Annotated in this window: 13 protein-coding genes; 6 read left to right on the top strand and 7 right to left on the bottom strand. The window is 72.0% G+C overall.

Annotation, left to right across the window (positions count from 1 at the left end):
• Positions 1-320 precede the first annotated feature (320 nt).
• Positions 321-1,505 carry an alpha/beta hydrolase gene (locus tag SNA_RS34175; protein ID WP_030066869.1) on the top strand — a complete coding sequence of 395 codons (1,185 nt, stop codon included), beginning with the start codon at positions 321-323 and terminating at the stop codon, positions 1,503-1,505.
• A 76-nt stretch (positions 1,506-1,581) separates the two neighbouring features.
• Here the strand turns inward: SNA_RS34175 and SNA_RS34170 are convergent, their stop codons facing one another.
• Positions 1,582-3,351, bottom strand: a complete 1,770-nt coding sequence (locus tag SNA_RS34170; RefSeq protein ID WP_030066870.1) for an acetyl/propionyl/methylcrotonyl-CoA carboxylase subunit alpha — start codon at positions 3,349-3,351, stop codon at positions 1,582-1,584.
• Positions 3,352-3,777: 426 nt separating this feature from the next.
• Between SNA_RS34170 and SNA_RS34165 the strand changes: the two genes are divergently transcribed.
• Positions 3,778-4,245, top strand: coding sequence for a hypothetical protein (locus SNA_RS34165; protein ID WP_241779941.1), 468 nt, complete (start codon positions 3,778-3,780; stop codon positions 4,243-4,245).
• Between the two features lie 61 nt (positions 4,246-4,306).
• On the opposite strand, the gene SNA_RS34160 is transcribed toward SNA_RS34165, so the two are convergent.
• The 6 genes from SNA_RS34160 to SNA_RS34140 all read right to left on the bottom strand — a co-directional run bounded on the left by SNA_RS34160 (position 4,307) and on the right by SNA_RS34140 (position 9,545).
• On the bottom strand, positions 4,307-4,873 hold the full coding sequence (locus tag SNA_RS34160; protein ID WP_030066872.1) for a DJ-1/PfpI family protein: 567 nt from the start codon (positions 4,871-4,873) through the stop codon (positions 4,307-4,309).
• Positions 4,874-4,998: 125 nt separating this feature from the next.
• Positions 4,999-5,640, bottom strand: a complete 642-nt coding sequence (locus SNA_RS34155) for a Maf family protein (RefSeq protein WP_044368400.1) — start codon at positions 5,638-5,640, stop codon at positions 4,999-5,001.
• A 125-nt stretch (positions 5,641-5,765) separates the two neighbouring features.
• Positions 5,766-7,250: a peptidoglycan D,D-transpeptidase FtsI family protein gene (locus SNA_RS34150; RefSeq protein ID WP_030066874.1), complete on the bottom strand. Its 1,485-nt coding sequence runs from the start codon at positions 7,248-7,250 to the stop codon at positions 5,766-5,768.
• Between the two features lie 147 nt (positions 7,251-7,397).
• Positions 7,398-7,526: a morphogenic membrane protein MmpB gene (mmpB, locus tag SNA_RS44885; RefSeq protein ID WP_275042039.1), complete on the bottom strand. Its 129-nt coding sequence runs from the start codon at positions 7,524-7,526 to the stop codon at positions 7,398-7,400.
• A 172-nt stretch (positions 7,527-7,698) separates the two neighbouring features.
• Positions 7,699-7,908 carry an acyl-CoA carboxylase subunit epsilon gene (locus tag SNA_RS34145; RefSeq protein WP_044368163.1) on the bottom strand — a complete coding sequence of 70 codons (210 nt, stop codon included), beginning with the start codon at positions 7,906-7,908 and terminating at the stop codon, positions 7,699-7,701.
• 29 nt (positions 7,909-7,937) lie between these two features.
• Positions 7,938-9,545 (bottom strand): acyl-CoA carboxylase subunit beta, encoded by a 1,608-nt coding sequence (locus SNA_RS34140; RefSeq protein ID WP_030066875.1) that lies wholly within the window; start codon positions 9,543-9,545, stop codon positions 7,938-7,940.
• Positions 9,546-9,710: 165 nt separating this feature from the next.
• Here SNA_RS34140 and SNA_RS34135 point away from each other — a divergent pair, with 165 nt between their 5' ends.
• From SNA_RS34135 to SNA_RS34120, 4 genes are all read left to right on the top strand, one after another.
• Complete coding sequence (locus SNA_RS34135) at positions 9,711-10,604, top strand: biotin--[acetyl-CoA-carboxylase] ligase (RefSeq protein ID WP_044368161.1); 894 nt, start codon at positions 9,711-9,713, stop codon at positions 10,602-10,604.
• 184 nt (positions 10,605-10,788) lie between these two features.
• On the top strand, positions 10,789-11,913 hold the full coding sequence (locus SNA_RS34130; RefSeq protein WP_044368159.1) for an adenylate/guanylate cyclase domain-containing protein: 1,125 nt from the start codon (positions 10,789-10,791) through the stop codon (positions 11,911-11,913).
• A gap of 108 nt (positions 11,914-12,021) precedes the next feature.
• Entirely contained in the window at positions 12,022-12,816 is a 795-nt protein-coding gene (locus SNA_RS34125; protein ID WP_030066879.1) for an enoyl-CoA hydratase/isomerase family protein, read from the top strand.
• A gap of 213 nt (positions 12,817-13,029) precedes the next feature.
• Positions 13,030-14,157, top strand: a complete 1,128-nt coding sequence (locus SNA_RS34120) for a GGDEF domain-containing protein (protein ID WP_044368398.1) — start codon at positions 13,030-13,032, stop codon at positions 14,155-14,157.
• Positions 14,158-14,236 lie beyond the last annotated feature (79 nt).

Below are 14,236 nucleotides of genomic sequence, written 5' to 3'. Positions count from 1 at the left end.
CCCGGTGGGTCCAGGATGCCACTGCGGGTCCGCCGGGCGGTCCGGGCCGGGTGGCCGCGGTGGCTCCGGCCTGCGGAATGACTCCCCGGCAGACATCCGGTGAACCGGCGGCGTCCCCGCGCCGACGTCTGGCCGAACACCTCGCGTGTACGGCAACGCCGGCGGCCCGGTGGTCATCAAACCTGGCGCAATGAGGTTTTCCGGGGCATCCGGGGGCCTGCGGAAAGACGTCGTGCACGCCGGGCGTGCCCCTCATGTGGTGACACGGACACGAGGGCGCGCGACCGGGACACGGCAGGCGAAATCTGGGGACGAACGTCATGGGGCTGACCAGCCGGCCGCTGTTGTACGCCATGGGGGCACTCGCCGTGGCCTGTGTGGGGCTGACTCTGAGGCTGTGGCCCCGGTACGCCGGACGGGGGCCACGGGCGCTCCTGGGACGGTTCGGGGCCATCGCGGTCACCCAGCTGGCGATCGTGGCCACGCTCGGGCTCGCGGTCAACGCCAACTTCGAGTTCTACGCCTCCTGGCACGAGCTGCTCGGCCTCTACGACGGCGCCCCGGCCGCCGTCGGCAAATGGGGCAAGGGCGGGACGACCGGGCCCGTCGGCGACCCGTCCAAGGGCCTCGTCCAGCCCTCCGGGCCCGACGGGCTCGACAAGGTGCACGGCCTGCCGAAGGGGCGCCCGGACCGGGCCGGCCGGGTGGAGTCCGTACGGATCGTGGGGAAGCGGACCCGGGTGGTGGACGGGGCGTACGTGTATCTGCCGCCGCAGTACTTCCAGCGGCAGTACGCGCGCCAGCGCTTCCCCGTCGTCGTCGCGCTCAGCGGCTACCCGGGCGGCACCTTCCTGCTCGGCCAGCATCTGCGGCTGCCGCAGACCGCCGCCGGGCTGATTCGCTCCGGACGGATGCAGCCGACCGTCATCGTCATGATGCGGCCCACCATCGCCCCGCCGCGCGACACCCAGTGCATGGACGTGCCCGGTGGCCCGCAGGCCGAGACCTTCTTCGCCCGGGACGTCCCGGACGCGCTCAGATCCCACTACCGCGTCGGCCACGACCCGGGCGGCTGGGGCGTCCTCGGCTACTCCTCGGGCGGCAGCTGCGCCCTCCAGCTGGTCATGCGGCACGACCGGACCTACACCGCGGCGGCCGCCCTCTCGCCCGACTACAAGGTCAGCAACGACCCGACCACCGGCAATCTCTTCGGCGGCGGCAAGGACCGGATACGGCGCCGTCAGGAGCACGATCTGATGTGGCGGCTGGCTCATCTGCCCGCGCCCGGGGTCAACGTCCTGGTGGGCACGAGCCGTACGGGCGAGAAGAACTACCCGGCGGCCAAGGCGTTCCTGGACGCCGTGCGGCCCCCGATGACGGCGGACTCGATCGTCCTCGGCCACGGCAGCCACAACTTCGCCACCTGGCGCCGCGAACTGCCCGCCGCGCTCCAGTGGATGAGCAAGTCGCTGACGTTCCCGGAGGACCTGGTGGGGAACTCGTAGCGGCGCGCGCCACCGAACGCGAGGGGCTCCCGGTCGGGAAGACCGGGAGCCCCTCGCGTCGTGTGGCTGCGTCGCGTCAGTCCTTGATCTCGCAGATCACCGCGCCGGAGGTGAGGGCGGCGCCGACCTCGGCGGACAGGCCCTTGATGGTGCCGGAGCGGTGGGCGTTGAGGGGCTGTTCCATCTTCATGGCCTCTAGGACGACGACCAGTTCGCCCTCGACGACCTGCTGGCCCTCCTCGACGGCCACCTTGACGATGGTGCCCTGCATCGGGGAGGCCAGGGCGTCGCCCGAGGCGGCGCCGGCGGACTTCTTGGTGGCCTTGCGCTTGGGCTTGGCGCCGCCGGCGACCGCGGCGCGGGCCAGGGGCATGCCCAGCGACGAGGGCAGCGAGACCTCCAGGCGCTTGCCGCCGACCTCGACCACGACCGTCTCACGGCTGTCGGTCTCGGACTCGTCGGCGCCGGGAGCGGCGAACGGGGGGATCTCGTTGACGAACTCGGTCTCGATCCAGCGGGTGTGGACCGTGAACGGTTCGGCCGAACCGCCAAGTTCGGGCGCGAAGGCCGGGTCCTTGACGACCGCGCGGTGGAAGGGGATGGCGGTGGCCATGCCCTCGACGGTGAATTCGTTCAGGGCGCGGGCGGCGCGCTGGAGGGCCTGTTCGCGGGTGGCGCCGGTGATGATCAGCTTGGCCAGGAGGGAGTCCCAGGCCGGGCCGATGACCGAGCCGGACTCCACACCCGCGTCCAGGCGGACGCCGGGGCCGGCGGGCGCGTCGAACTTGGTGACCGTGCCGGGGGCGGGCAGGAAGTTGCGCCCCGGGTCCTCGCCGTTGATGCGGAACTCGAAGGAATGGCCGCGCACGGCGGGGTCGTCGTAGCCGAGCTCCTCGCCGTCGGCGATGCGGAACATCTCGCGGACGAGGTCGAGGCCGGTGACCTCTTCGGTGACCGGGTGCTCGACCTGGAGGCGGGTGTTGACCTCCAGGAAGGAGATGGTGCCGTCCTGGCCGACGAGGAACTCGCAGGTGCCGGCGCCTTCGTAGCCGGCCTCCTTGAGGATGGCCTTGGAGGCGCGGTAGAGCTCGGCGTTCTGCTCCGCGGAGAGGAACGGCGCCGGGGCCTCCTCGACCAGCTTCTGGTGACGGCGCTGGAGCGAGCAGTCACGGGTGGAGACGACCACGACGTTGCCGTGCTTGTCGGCCAGGCACTGGGTCTCGACGTGGCGGGGGCGGTCGAGGTAGCGCTCGACGAAGCATTCGCCGCGGCCGAAGGCGGCGACGGCCTCGCGCACGGCGGAGTCGTAGAGCTCGGGTACCTCTTCGAGGGTGCGGGCGACCTTCAGGCCGCGGCCGCCGCCGCCGAACGCCGCCTTGATGGCGATGGGCAGGCCGTGTTCCTCGGCGAACGCGACGACCTCGTCGGATCCGGAGACCGGGTCGGGGGTGCCGGCGACCAGCGGCGCACCGGCGCGCTGGGCGATGTGCCGGGCCGCGACCTTGTCACCGAGGTCGCGGATGGCGTGCGGGGGCGGGCCGATCCAGGTCAGCCCGGCGTCCAGGACGGCCTGGGCGAATTCGGCGTTCTCGGAGAGAAAGCCGTAGCCGGGGTGGATGGCGTCCGCGCCGGAGTCGGCGGCGGCCTGGAGCACCTTGGTGATGTCGAGGTAGCTGGTGGCCGGGGTGTCACCGCCCAGGGCGTAGGCCTCGTCTGCCGCACGGACATGCAGGGCGTCGCGGTCGGGGTCGGCGTAGACCGCTACGCTCCCGATCCCGGCATCCCGGCAGGCACGGGCAACCCGAACAGCGATCTCGCCACGGTTCGCGATGAGCACCTTGCGCACGATGGGTCCTTCCTTGGCGCTACTCCGCAACTAATTAACGTCGCGAGTTTAGGGACTGGCGACACCGCGTGCCGAGTCGCTCCCAGGGGTGAGCTTGCCCACACGGAGCGTGCCGGGGGCGCCAGTAGGGGTCCGAACTCCCCTGATAGCCCAGGGTAGGACGGGAATCGGCGCTCGGTCATCCACCCTTGGTGTGGTCTAGGTCTCTGGCGGGCTGTGTTCGGCGGGTCGTCAATTCTTTGTGGAGTCCCTACGAATGGGCGAAGGAAACTTTGCGCCCCGCTCGCCCGGCGGGAGGGTGAACGCCCGTCGGCCCGCAGACCACCCGTGCAGACCCCTTGCCCCAGCTATTACCCGGCAGTAGCGTGCGCGATGTCTCGATACTCGCGGTAACGGCGATGACGGCGGAAGTGGGTGGGCGGGGTGGTGGCGCGCAGACCGGTGGCACTGGTGGCGGCGGTGGTGCTGATCCTGGAGGCGCTCGGGTTCGTGCTCCTCAACTGGATCCTGAGCATTGTGGTGGATCATCAGCAGATGTCGCTGGCGGGGCTGAAGCCCGGCGCGATGTCCGTGGGGGCGTGGGCCGGCGGCATCTTCTTCGGGCTCTATCTCGCCTTCTGCGCCGTCCTCCTGGCCCGCACCGCACTGCGCGACCGCGCACCCGGCGGTTTCACCCGGATCGTCCTGATCACCTGCGCGGTGGTGCACGGACTGCTCGGCGCCTTCGCCGTCGGACTGGTGGGCTGGCCCGCGTTCGCCCTGATGATGGTGGTGCTGGCGATGATCGTGCTGACCCTGGTGGCGTACGGGGAGCCGAAGGACGCGGCGGCGGACGGGCCGACGGGCGGCGGGCCCGGCGGCGAGGCGATCGGCACGGCGGCCGGACCGGCCTGACCGCCGGAACGCCCCACCGGGCCATCGGGCCCGGTGCGGCTGTCCCCGGGCCCGTGGGTGCTCAGCCCTTCACCGGCGCATGCTCCCGCAGCACCGCCACGAAGGCCCGCATCCACTCCGGCTGGTCGGGCCAGGCGCGGGCCGAGACCATCTTGCCGTCCACGACCGCGGGGCCGTCGACGAAGTCGGCTCCGGCCAGCTCCACGTCCGGGGCACAGGCGGGATAGGCGGAGGTGCGGCGGCCCTTGAGGACGCCGAGGGGGCCCAGGGCGATGGCGGCGTGGCAGATGTGCGCGACGGGCTTGTCGGCGTCGAAGAAGTGGGTGACGACGCGGCGGAAGTCGGGGTCGCCCCGCAGGTACTCGGGCGCCCGGCCGCCGGGCAGCACCAGGGCGGCGTACCCGGCCGGGTCGACCTCGGACAGTGCGAGGTCGGCGGGCCAGGAGTGGCCCTGGCGCTCGGTGTAGGTGTCGTAGCCCTCGATGAAGTCATGGGTGACGAACGACAGTTTCTTGCGGGACGGCGCCGCGACCCGGACGTCGTAGCCCTCCTCCAGCAGCCGCTGGTAGGGGTAGAAGAACTCGAGGTCCTCGGTGGCGTCGCCGGCGACGAGCAGGATCTTGGGCATGGACGGACTCCTCGGGATCGTGGCGGAACCGGTGTGGTGCTCCGGTTCCGCCACGATGCGCACAGCCGCCCGCCGACGGGGAGTGGCCGGGGCCGGATTCCGGCCATCGGGTGAATCCGGCGGGACTACGTCCACAGGTCGGTGATGGCGATGCCCAGATCGGCGAGCAGGCGGCGCAGCAGCGGGAGGGAGAGGCCGATGACGTTGCCGGGGTCGCCGTCGATGCCGTCGATGAAGGGGGCCGAGCGGCCGTCGAGGGTGAAGGCGCCGGCGACGAAGAGGGGTTCGCCGCTGGCGACGTAGGCGGCGATCTCGGTGTCGGTGGGGTCGCCGAAGCGGACGGTGGTGGCGGCGGTGGCGGAGGTCTCGCGGCCGGTGGCCGTGTCGATGACGCAGTGGCCGGTCTGGAGGATGCCGGAGCGGCCGCGCATGGACTTCCAGCGGGCGGCGGCGTCCTCCGCGTCGGCGGGCTTGCCCAGGGCGCGGCCGTCCAGCTCCAGGACCGAATCGCAGCCGATGACCAGGGCGCCCGCGGCCTCCGGCCGGGCGGCGACCGCGGCGGCCTTCGCCTCGGCCAGCACGCGGGCCAGCTCGCCCGGCGTGGCGGCGGTCAGCGCGTCCTCGTCGACCCCGCTGACGATGACCTCGGGCGCCAGACCCGCCTGCTGGAGCAGCCCCAGACGGGCCGGGGACTGGGAGGCGAGCACGAGGCGGCGGGCGCCGGGGGCGGGCTCGGGGAGGTGGTGGGCACGGTGCGCTGCGGTCATGCCCGTCATCGTACGGAGGCCGCGGCGGGCGGTGCGCGGGGCTCCGCCCGGCACCCGGCACCGGCCCGCGGCCACCCGGCCCGCGGCCACCCGGCCCGCGCCCGCCCCGCCCGCGCCCCTCCCGGCTACTTCCGCAGCACCGCCTCCATCACCGACTTGGCGATCGGGCCGCCCAGCTTGCCGCCGGCGATCTCCGAACGGGGGATGTCCATGTCCTTGGGATCGACGAAGACGGCCACCGCGACCGGGGAGGAGCCGTCGGCCTGCTTGGCGTAGGAGACGAACCAGGCATAGGGCCGCTCGTCGTTGACGTTGGCGCCGTGCTGGGCGGTGCCGGTCTTGCCGCCGACCGTCACCCCGTCGATCGCCGCCTTGTCCGCGGTGCCGTCCGAGACGGTGTACTCCATCATCTCCTGCACCTTCTTGGCGGTGTCCGCGGAGACGGCCTGCGGGTCGTCGGGGTGCAGCGGCGCCGGCTTGGCCTTCTCGATGGTGGTCATCCCCGGGCCCTGGAGCTCGTCGACCAGATACGGCTTCATCACCTTGCCGTTGTTGGCGATCCCGGCGACGACCATGGCCATCTGGAGCGGCGTGCTGGTCACACTGCCCTGACCCATACCGGTCAGCGCGGTCTGCGGCTGGTCGAGCTTGGCGGGATAGCCGCCGGCGTTCGCCCGCACGGGGATGAACTGCTCCTTGTTGAAGCCGAACTTCTCGGCCGTCTCGCGCATCTTGTCCGTCCCCAGCCTGTGGGCCGCGTCCAGGAAGACGTTGTTGCACGACCACTGCATCCCGGTCTTCAGCGACGCCTTGTCGCAGGGCGCGCCGGCCACGTCGTTGCCGACCTGGGTGCGGGTCTGGGGAAGGGTGTACGGGGCGGGGGCGCCGGAGGAGGCGTTGATGTCGGTGACCGTGCCGTGCTCCAGGGCCGCGGCCGCGGTGAGGATCTTGAAGGTGGAGCCGGGCGGGTAGATCTCGCGCAGCGCCCGGTTGTTCATCGGCTTGCTCTTGTCGGCGTCCAGCGCCTGGTACTTGCGGCTCTCGGCCAGGCTCAGCCCGGCGAAGGACGACGGATCGTAGGACGGCGTGCTGGCCAGCGCGAGGATCTTGCCGCTGCGCGGGTCGAGGGCGACCACCGCGCCGCGGGCGTGCAGATCGGTCAGGCCCTTGTAGGCGGCCTTCTGCGCCTTCTCGTCGATGGTGGTGATCACATCGCCGCCGCGCGGCTTCTCCCCGGTCAGCACGGCCTTGGCGCGGTTGAAGAAGAGCCGGTCGTCCTTGCCGCTGAGGATCTTCTTGTAGACGCCCTCCAGCATGCTCTCGCCCTGCGCCTGCGAGGCGTAGCCGGTGATCGGCGCGTACATCGGACCGTTCTTGTAGGTCCGCTTGTACTTGAAGTCGCCGTCGGTGGCCGCCGATCCGGTGACCGGTCTGCCGCCGACGATGATGTTGCCGCGGGGATAGGAGTACGCCTCGATCTTGACCCGGCGGTTGTTCGGGTCATTGGCGAGCTTGTCGCCGGTGACGAACTGGACCCAGGTCACCCGCACCAGCAGCGCGAGGACCAGCACCCCGCAGAAGACGGCTATGTGCCGCAGCGGTCGGTTCATCGCGTCGCACTCCCACTCCCCAGGGGTGCCACGGATCGAAATACCACCCGCCCACCCGAATTGCGCTCTTCGGGAGGTAAAGATGCGACGAGAGGGACAAAGGTTGCGTTTAGCGCCGGAAGGCCGCGTGTGCCGCCGGGCGGCGCCTCACCGCCAGACGAGGAGGAACGTCAGCACCACGGTGGCCGTGGCCAGCACGACGCCCATCCGGCGGAGCTTGTTCTGCGCTTCGCGCAGCTCCTCGGGCGGCTCATCGGGCGGATCGGACCACAGCATGCGACCGATGCTGCGCCCGTCGTGGCGGTGGCGCCTGAGTACGCGTACTCAGGCGCCACCGTCCGAAGGACTAGTCAGTGCACGATGCACCGATCCGTCGGGGGCCGGCGGGGGTGCGAGATGCGTCACACCCCGTGAACGGCAACCGGCAACGGCTCCTGCCCCGGCTCGCCTAGTGCGGCCAGAAACTGGTCCGCCACGCCCGCGGCCCCGGGTGCGGCACCCGGCGGGCCGGGACCGTGGAGGCCGGGTCCGACCATTCGTTGCCGCGTTCCGGTCCTCCCGGCACGACGGCAGCGGCGGCCGCCGCTCGGGCCTGTACCACCGCCAGTGCGGCGGCCAGCTCCTCCGGGGTCGGGTTGCCCCGTACGACCTTGATCATCAGCGAACGACCTCCTCGGGGGCTGTGGGTCAGAGCGGAATGTTGCCGTGCTTCTTCGGCGGCAGCGCCTCGCGCTTGTTGCGCAGCGTGCGCAGCCCGCGGACGATGTGGCGCCGCGTCTCGGACGGCATGATCACCGCGTCGACATAGCCGCGCTCGGCCGCGATGTACGGGTTGAGCAGCGTGTTCTCGTACTCCTGGATCAGCTCCTGGCGCCGGGCCTCCTGCTCCGCCGGGTCCTCGATCGCGGCGAGGGTGCGGCGGTGCAGGATGTTGACCGCACCCTGCGCGCCCATGACGGCGATCTGCGCGGTCGGCCAGGCCAGGTTGAGGTCGGCGCCCAGGTGCTTGGAGCCCATGACGTCGTACGCGCCGCCGAACGCCTTGCGGGTGATGACCGTGATCAGCGGGACGGTCGCCTCGGCGTAGGCGTAGATCAGCTTGGCGCCGCGCCGGATGATGCCGTCGTACTCCTGGTCCGTGCCCGGCAGGAAGCCCGGGACGTCCACGAAGGTGACGACCGGGATGTTGTACGCGTCGCAGGTGCGCACGAAGCGGGCGGCCTTCTCGGACGCCTTGATGTCGAGGATGCCGGCGAACTGCATCGGCTGGTTGGCGACGATGCCCACCGAGTGGCCCTCGACCCGTCCGTAGCCGGTGAGGATGTTCGGCGCGAACAGCGCCTGGGTCTCCAGGAACTCGCCGTCGTCCAGCACATGCTCGATCGCGGTGTGCATGTCGTAGGGCTGGTTCGCGGAGTCCGGGATCAGAACGTCCAGCTCGCGGTCGTGGTCCGAGGTCTCCAGGTCCGCCTCCTCGGGGAAGGACGGCGGCTCGGAGAGATTGTTGGACGGCAGGTAGGACAGCAGCGCCTTGACGTACTCGACGGCGTCCTTCTCGTCGCCCGCCATGTGGTGGGCCACACCGGAGGTGGTGTTGTGCGTCCGCGCGCCGCCCAGCTCCTCGAAGCCGACGTCCTCGCCGGTGACGGTCTTGATGACGTCGGGTCCGGTGATGAACATGTGCGAGGTCTGGTCGACCATGACCGTGAAGTCCGTGATGGCGGGGGAGTAGACCGCGCCGCCCGCACACGGACCGACGATCAGCGAGATCTGCGGGATCACGCCGGAGGCATGGGTGTTACGGCGGAAGATCTCGCCGTACGCGCCGAGCGAGACCACGCCCTCCTGGATACGGGCGCCGCCGGAGTCGTTGATGCCGATCACCGGGCAGCCGTTCTTCAGCGCGAAGTCCATGACCTTGACGATCTTCTCGCCGAAGACACCGCCGAGCGCACCGCCGAAGACCGTGAAGTCCTGGGAGAAGACCGCCACCGGGCGGCCGTCGACCGTGCCGTAGCCCGTGACCACACCGTCGCCGTACGGCCGGTTCTGCTCCATGCCGAAGTCGGTGGAGCGGTGCCGCGCGAACTCGTCGAGCTCGACGAACGAGCCCTCGTCCAGCAGCAGACCGATGCGCTCACGCGCCGTCAGCTTCCCCTTCGCATGCTGCTTTTCCACCGCGCGGGCGGAACCGGCATGCGTGGCCTCTTCGACCCGTCGCTGAAGATCCGCCAGTTTGCCCGCGGTGGTGTTGCTGCCTGAAGTGTTCAAAGCGGTTGCTTCCGGTTCGGACATCGGGATGCGGCTCCTGCTCGTCCTGGACTGGTGCTCGTACTGAGGGGTGGTACGGGTCCCGTACGCATGCGGTCCGCGTGTCGTACGGGTGTGGCTACCGACTCGTAGCGTATCGGCGGGACTGCTCTGCGGCACTGCGTCGTTGACCACACCTAGGCTGGCCCCATGACGCCTCAACCACCGGGAAACCAGGACAAAGACGCAGGCCGCTGGTCCGATCTGGACCGCCCGCCGCTGAGCGGACCGGCGCTGCGCCGGGCCCTGGTGCACCCCGGGTCGCTGTGGACCTCCCTCGACGTCGTCGCCGCCACCGGCTCCACCAACAGCGACCTCGCCGCCCGCGCCGCGAAGGGCGAGGTCACCGAGGGTGCCGTCCTGGTCGCCGAGGAACAGTCGGCCGGCCGCGGCCGCCTCGACCGCCGCTGGTCGGCGCCGCCCCGCTCCGGGCTCTTCTTCTCCGTCTATCTCACCCCCCGCGTCCCGATGGCGCGCTGGGGCTGGCTGCCGCTGCTGACCGGAGTGGCCACCGCCGCCGCCCTGGCCCGCAGCGCCGGCGTCGACACCCTCCTCAAGTGGCCCAACGACCTCCTGGTCACGGTCGACGGCGAGGAACGCAAAACCGGCGGCATCCTCGCCGAACGCGCAGGTGACGGCGTCGTCATCGGCATCGGCCTGAACGTCTCCCTGCGCGCCGACGAACTCCCCGTCCCCACCGCCGGCTCCCTCGCGCTGGCCGGCGCCCGCGGCACCGACCGCGACCCCCTGCTGCGCGCCGTCCTGCGCTCCCTGGAGGACTGGTACGCCAGGTGGCAGGACGCCATCGGTGACCCCGCCGCCAGCCGCCTCCAGGAGACCTATGCGGCCGGCTGCGCCACCCTGGGCCGCACCGTCCGCGCCGAACTCCCCGGCGACGCCGAACTGCTCGGCGAGGCCGTGGCCATCGACGGCGAGGGCCGCCTGATCGTGGCCACCGAGGGCGGCGGCCGGCAGCCGGTGGCGGCCGGCGACATCGTGCATCTGCGGGCGGCGGGAGGGGGGTACTCGGGGAAGACGGGGTGAGGTGCGCCGCCCCCGGAGCACCCCGGCGCGCCGGGGCACCACCACTTCTTCCATGGTCAGCGGTGACATATGAGAGTGAGCCAGAGCACACCTGCCGTATCGTTGGGGCGGTCCGCCGGGGAGCGGGCCTCGGGCGAGAAGTGATCGGAAGGGCAGTGCGCAGGGACCGGACAGGGAGCAGGCGGTGACCGCGGACGACCCGGGCGCCGCCCCGGCGAGGGACGAGGACACCGGCCCGGACGACGAGGCGGCCGCCGCACCGGACGGGCCCCTCGCCATCCGCCTCGAACAACTCATCCTCGGCGCCGACCGCCGCTACACGCCGTTCCAGGCGGCCCGCGCCGCCGGTGTGTCGATGGATCTCGCGGCCCGCTTCTGGCGCGCCATGGGCTTCGCCGACATCGGCCAGGTCAAGGCGCTGACCGAGGCCGACGTCCTGGCGCTGCGGCGGCTGGCGGGTCTGGTCGAGGCGGGTCTGCTGAGCGAGGCGATGGCCGTACAGGTCGCCCGGTCCACCGGCCAGACCACCGCCCGCCTCGCCGACTGGCAGATCGACTCCTTCCTGGAGGGCCTGACCGAACCGGCCGACACCGGCCTGACCCGCACGGAGATCACCTACCCCCTGGTCGAGCTGCTCCTGCCCGAGCTGGAGGAGTTCCTGGTCTACGTCTGGCGGCGCCAGCTGGCCGCGGCCACCGGCCGGGTCGTGCAGGCCCAGGACGACGCGGAGATGGTCGACCGCCGCCTGGCCGTGGGCTTCGCCGACCTGGTGGGCTTCACCCGGCTGACCCGCCGCCTGGAGGAGGAGGAACTGGGCGAGCTGGTGGAGGCGTTCGAGACCACCTGCGCCGACCTGGTGGCGGCCCACGGCGGCCGGCTGATCAAGACGCTCGGCGACGAGGTCCTCTTCTCCGCCGATGACGCGGGTATCGCCGCCGAGATCGGACTGCGGCTGATCGAGACCATGACGCACGACGAGACGATGCCGGAGTTGCGGGTCGGCATCGCCTTCGGCACGGTCACGACCCGGATGGGCGACGTCTTCGGCACCACCGTCAATCTGGCCAGCCGGCTGACCTCGATAGCGCCCAAGGACACCGTTCTGGTGGACGAGGCGTTCGCCGAGGAACTGGGCCGTACCGGCGAGGCGCCGGTCTCCGAGGCCGACGCCGCGGCCGCCCAGAAGGCCGCCGACGAAGGGACCGGCGAGCCGCCGCCCTCCTACCGCTTCGCCCTCCAGCCGATGTGGCAGCGCCCGGTCCGCGGCCTGGGCGTCATCGAACCGTGGCTGCTCAGCCGCCGCGGCTGACGGGGACGCCGGAGAGCCGGCCCTGAGCCCCCTCCTGTTCGCCGCGCCCGGTACCTGAAATGATCCTGCCGGATCACTGAGGTCAACGGTCGTTAACCGGGAGGGCGCATGCAGCGGTTCGGTGAAGAGGGCTGGGTCGGGATCGAGCGGCACGGTTTCGTGGCGGAGCTGGTCATGGACCGCCCCAAGGCCATGAACGCGGTCTCCACGGCGATGGCCGACGCGCTGGCGCAGGCGTGCGCCGAGCTGGCCGGCGACCGCTCCGTACGGGCCGTGGTGCTCACCTCCACCCATGAGCGGGCGTTCTGTGTGGGCGCCGACCTCAAGGAGCGCAACTCCTTCACGGACGCCGACCTCAGGCGCCAGCGGCCGCACACCCGCGCCGCCTACACCGGGGTGCTGGAGCTGCCCGTGCCCACCATCGCCGCCGTCCACGGCTTCGCCCTCGGCGGCGGCTTCGAGCTGGCGCTGGCCTGCGATCTGATCGTGGCGGACGGCAGTGCGGTGGTCGGGCTGCCGGAGGTGTCGGTGGGGGTGATCCCCGGCGGCGGGGGCACCCAGCTGCTGCCGCGCCGGGTGGGTGCGGCGCGGGCCGCGGAGCTGATCTTCACCGCGCGCCGGGTGCCGGCCGCCGAGGCCGTCGGGCTGGGCCTGGTGGACCAGCTGGCCGACGACGGACAGGACCGGGCCCAGGCGCTGGCGCTGGCGGCCCGGATCGCCCGCAATTCGCCGGTCGGACTGCGCGCCGCGAAGCGGGCCCTGCGCCTGGGGCACGGCCTCGACCTGCGCGCGGGGCTGGAGCTGGAGGACGGCGCCTGGCAGCGCGTCGCCTTCTCCGGCGACCGGGCCGAGGGCGTCGCCGCGTTCAACGAGAAGCGGGACCCGGACTGGCCGGGGGAGTGATCCGGGGCCACCGGGCGCAGCCACCGACGGCCCCGGCCCCGGCTCGCCACGATGCAGGTTGCCTGGAATGCCTCCCGAAAGGCGCGAATAGGGTTAAACATTCCTACGCTGGAGTACAAGGGTGTGCTCACGGTTACGGAATGTGAGGATCCGGTGACGCGCGAGGCCGACGGCGATACGAGGCTGCGGGCAGTGGTGGAACTGGCGCAGGCGATGGCGGCCGCGCACACTCCGTGCGAGTCGGCGCGAGCGGCCGCCCTGGGGGCGCAGCGGGCCCTGGGCGGCTCGTTCGCGGCGGTCTCCCAGTGGGAGCGCGAGCTGGGCAAACTGCGGGTGCTGGTCAACGTCGGCGAACTGGCCGAAGGCGAGCAGGAGTTCCCCGTGGACGAGTCCTACCCCGTGCACGAGTTCCCCGAGATCGTCGGATTCCTGCACGAGCGGTGGGCCGGCGGCGGCGAGTGGGGGCACCTCCCGGCGGTAGCTGGGGGAGGGTGGGTGGAGAGCGCCGAAGAGCCCTGTTCATCGGACCGGGCGGGCGGCGGCCGCTACAACCATCAGAGGGTGGCCGCGCTGCGCCGCCGGGGCCGCGGCTGCTGCGTGGTGGCGCCGATCGTCCTGGACGGGCGGGCCTGGGGCGAACTGTATGTCGCACGGCGCCCGGGGGAGCCGGCCTTCGCCCGCCCGGACGCCGATTTCGCCACCGTCCTCGCCGCCGTCGCGGCCGCCGGGATCGCCCAGACCGAGCGCCTCGCCGAGGCCCGCCGGCTCGCGTTCACCGATGCGCTGACGGGGCTGGCCAACCGCCGCGCCGTGGACCGCCGGCTGGACGAGGCGCTGGAGCTGCACCGCCGCGACGGCGCAGTGGTCAGCCTGGTGGTGTGCGACCTCAACGGCCTCAAGGCGGTGAACGACTCGCGCGGCCACGCCGTCGGCGACCGGCTGCTGGAGCGCTTCGGCTCGGTGCTCTCGCTGTGCGGCGCCATACTGCCCGGCACCCTCGCGGCCCGGCTCGGCGGCGACGAGTTCTGCCTGCTGGCGGTCGGCCCGTCGGCCGAGGAAGTGGTCAAGGTGGCGGGCGAACTGTGCGCGCGGGCAGCGGAGTTGGACCTGGGCGACGGGGTCGCGGTCGGGGTCGCCTCGACCGGCGACCCGATCGGCCCGGTGTACTCCGCCCGCCGCCTGTTCCGGCTCGCGGATGCCGCGCAGTACCGCGCCAAGGCCGCCCGCTCCGGCGAACCGGTGGTCGCCGGAGCGCACGGCGGCCCGGACGATCCCGTCGTACGGCTCGCGGATTCCCCCGAACCGCGCCAGGGTCCCGAACGCCGGCGGTTCAGGAGGTGAGGCGGGGTGCGCCGAGGCGACGGGCGAGGCGGCGGGTAAGGGGCGGGCCCGTAATCCAGTAGTGACAGATCCGGTGGTG

It is taken from the genome of Streptomyces natalensis ATCC 27448, from assembly GCF_000935125.1.
Classification (GTDB): Bacteria; Actinomycetota; Actinomycetes; order Streptomycetales; family Streptomycetaceae; genus Streptomyces; species Streptomyces natalensis.
Note: the sequence above shows the minus strand (reverse complement) of the source record. Positions and strands in the feature narration are given on the sequence as shown.

Bases quoted from the DNA above. Each gene is read 5' to 3' on its own strand.
- SNA_RS34175 (WP_030066869.1), top strand. From the start codon at position 321: ATGGGGCTGACCAGCCGGCCGCTGTTGTACGCCATGGGGGCACTCGCC.
- SNA_RS34160 (WP_030066872.1), bottom strand. From the start codon at position 4,873: ATGCCCAAGATCCTGCTCGTCGCCGGCGACGCCACCGAGGACCTCGAG.
- SNA_RS34155 (WP_044368400.1), bottom strand. From the start codon at position 5,640: ATGACCGCAGCGCACCGTGCCCACCACCTCCCCGAGCCCGCCCCCGGC.
- SNA_RS34150 (WP_030066874.1), bottom strand. From the start codon at position 7,250: ATGAACCGACCGCTGCGGCACATAGCCGTCTTCTGCGGGGTGCTGGTC.
- mmpB (WP_275042039.1), bottom strand. From the start codon at position 7,526: ATGCTGTGGTCCGATCCGCCCGATGAGCCGCCCGAGGAGCTGCGCGAA.
- SNA_RS34145 (WP_044368163.1), bottom strand. From the start codon at position 7,908: ATGATCAAGGTCGTACGGGGCAACCCGACCCCGGAGGAGCTGGCCGCC.
- SNA_RS34140 (WP_030066875.1), bottom strand. From the start codon at position 9,545: ATGTCCGAACCGGAAGCAACCGCTTTGAACACTTCAGGCAGCAACACC.
- SNA_RS34135 (WP_044368161.1), top strand. From the start codon at position 9,711: ATGACGCCTCAACCACCGGGAAACCAGGACAAAGACGCAGGCCGCTGG.
- SNA_RS34125 (WP_030066879.1), top strand. From the start codon at position 12,022: ATGCAGCGGTTCGGTGAAGAGGGCTGGGTCGGGATCGAGCGGCACGGT.
- SNA_RS34120 (WP_044368398.1), top strand. From the start codon at position 13,030: ATGGCGGCCGCGCACACTCCGTGCGAGTCGGCGCGAGCGGCCGCCCTG.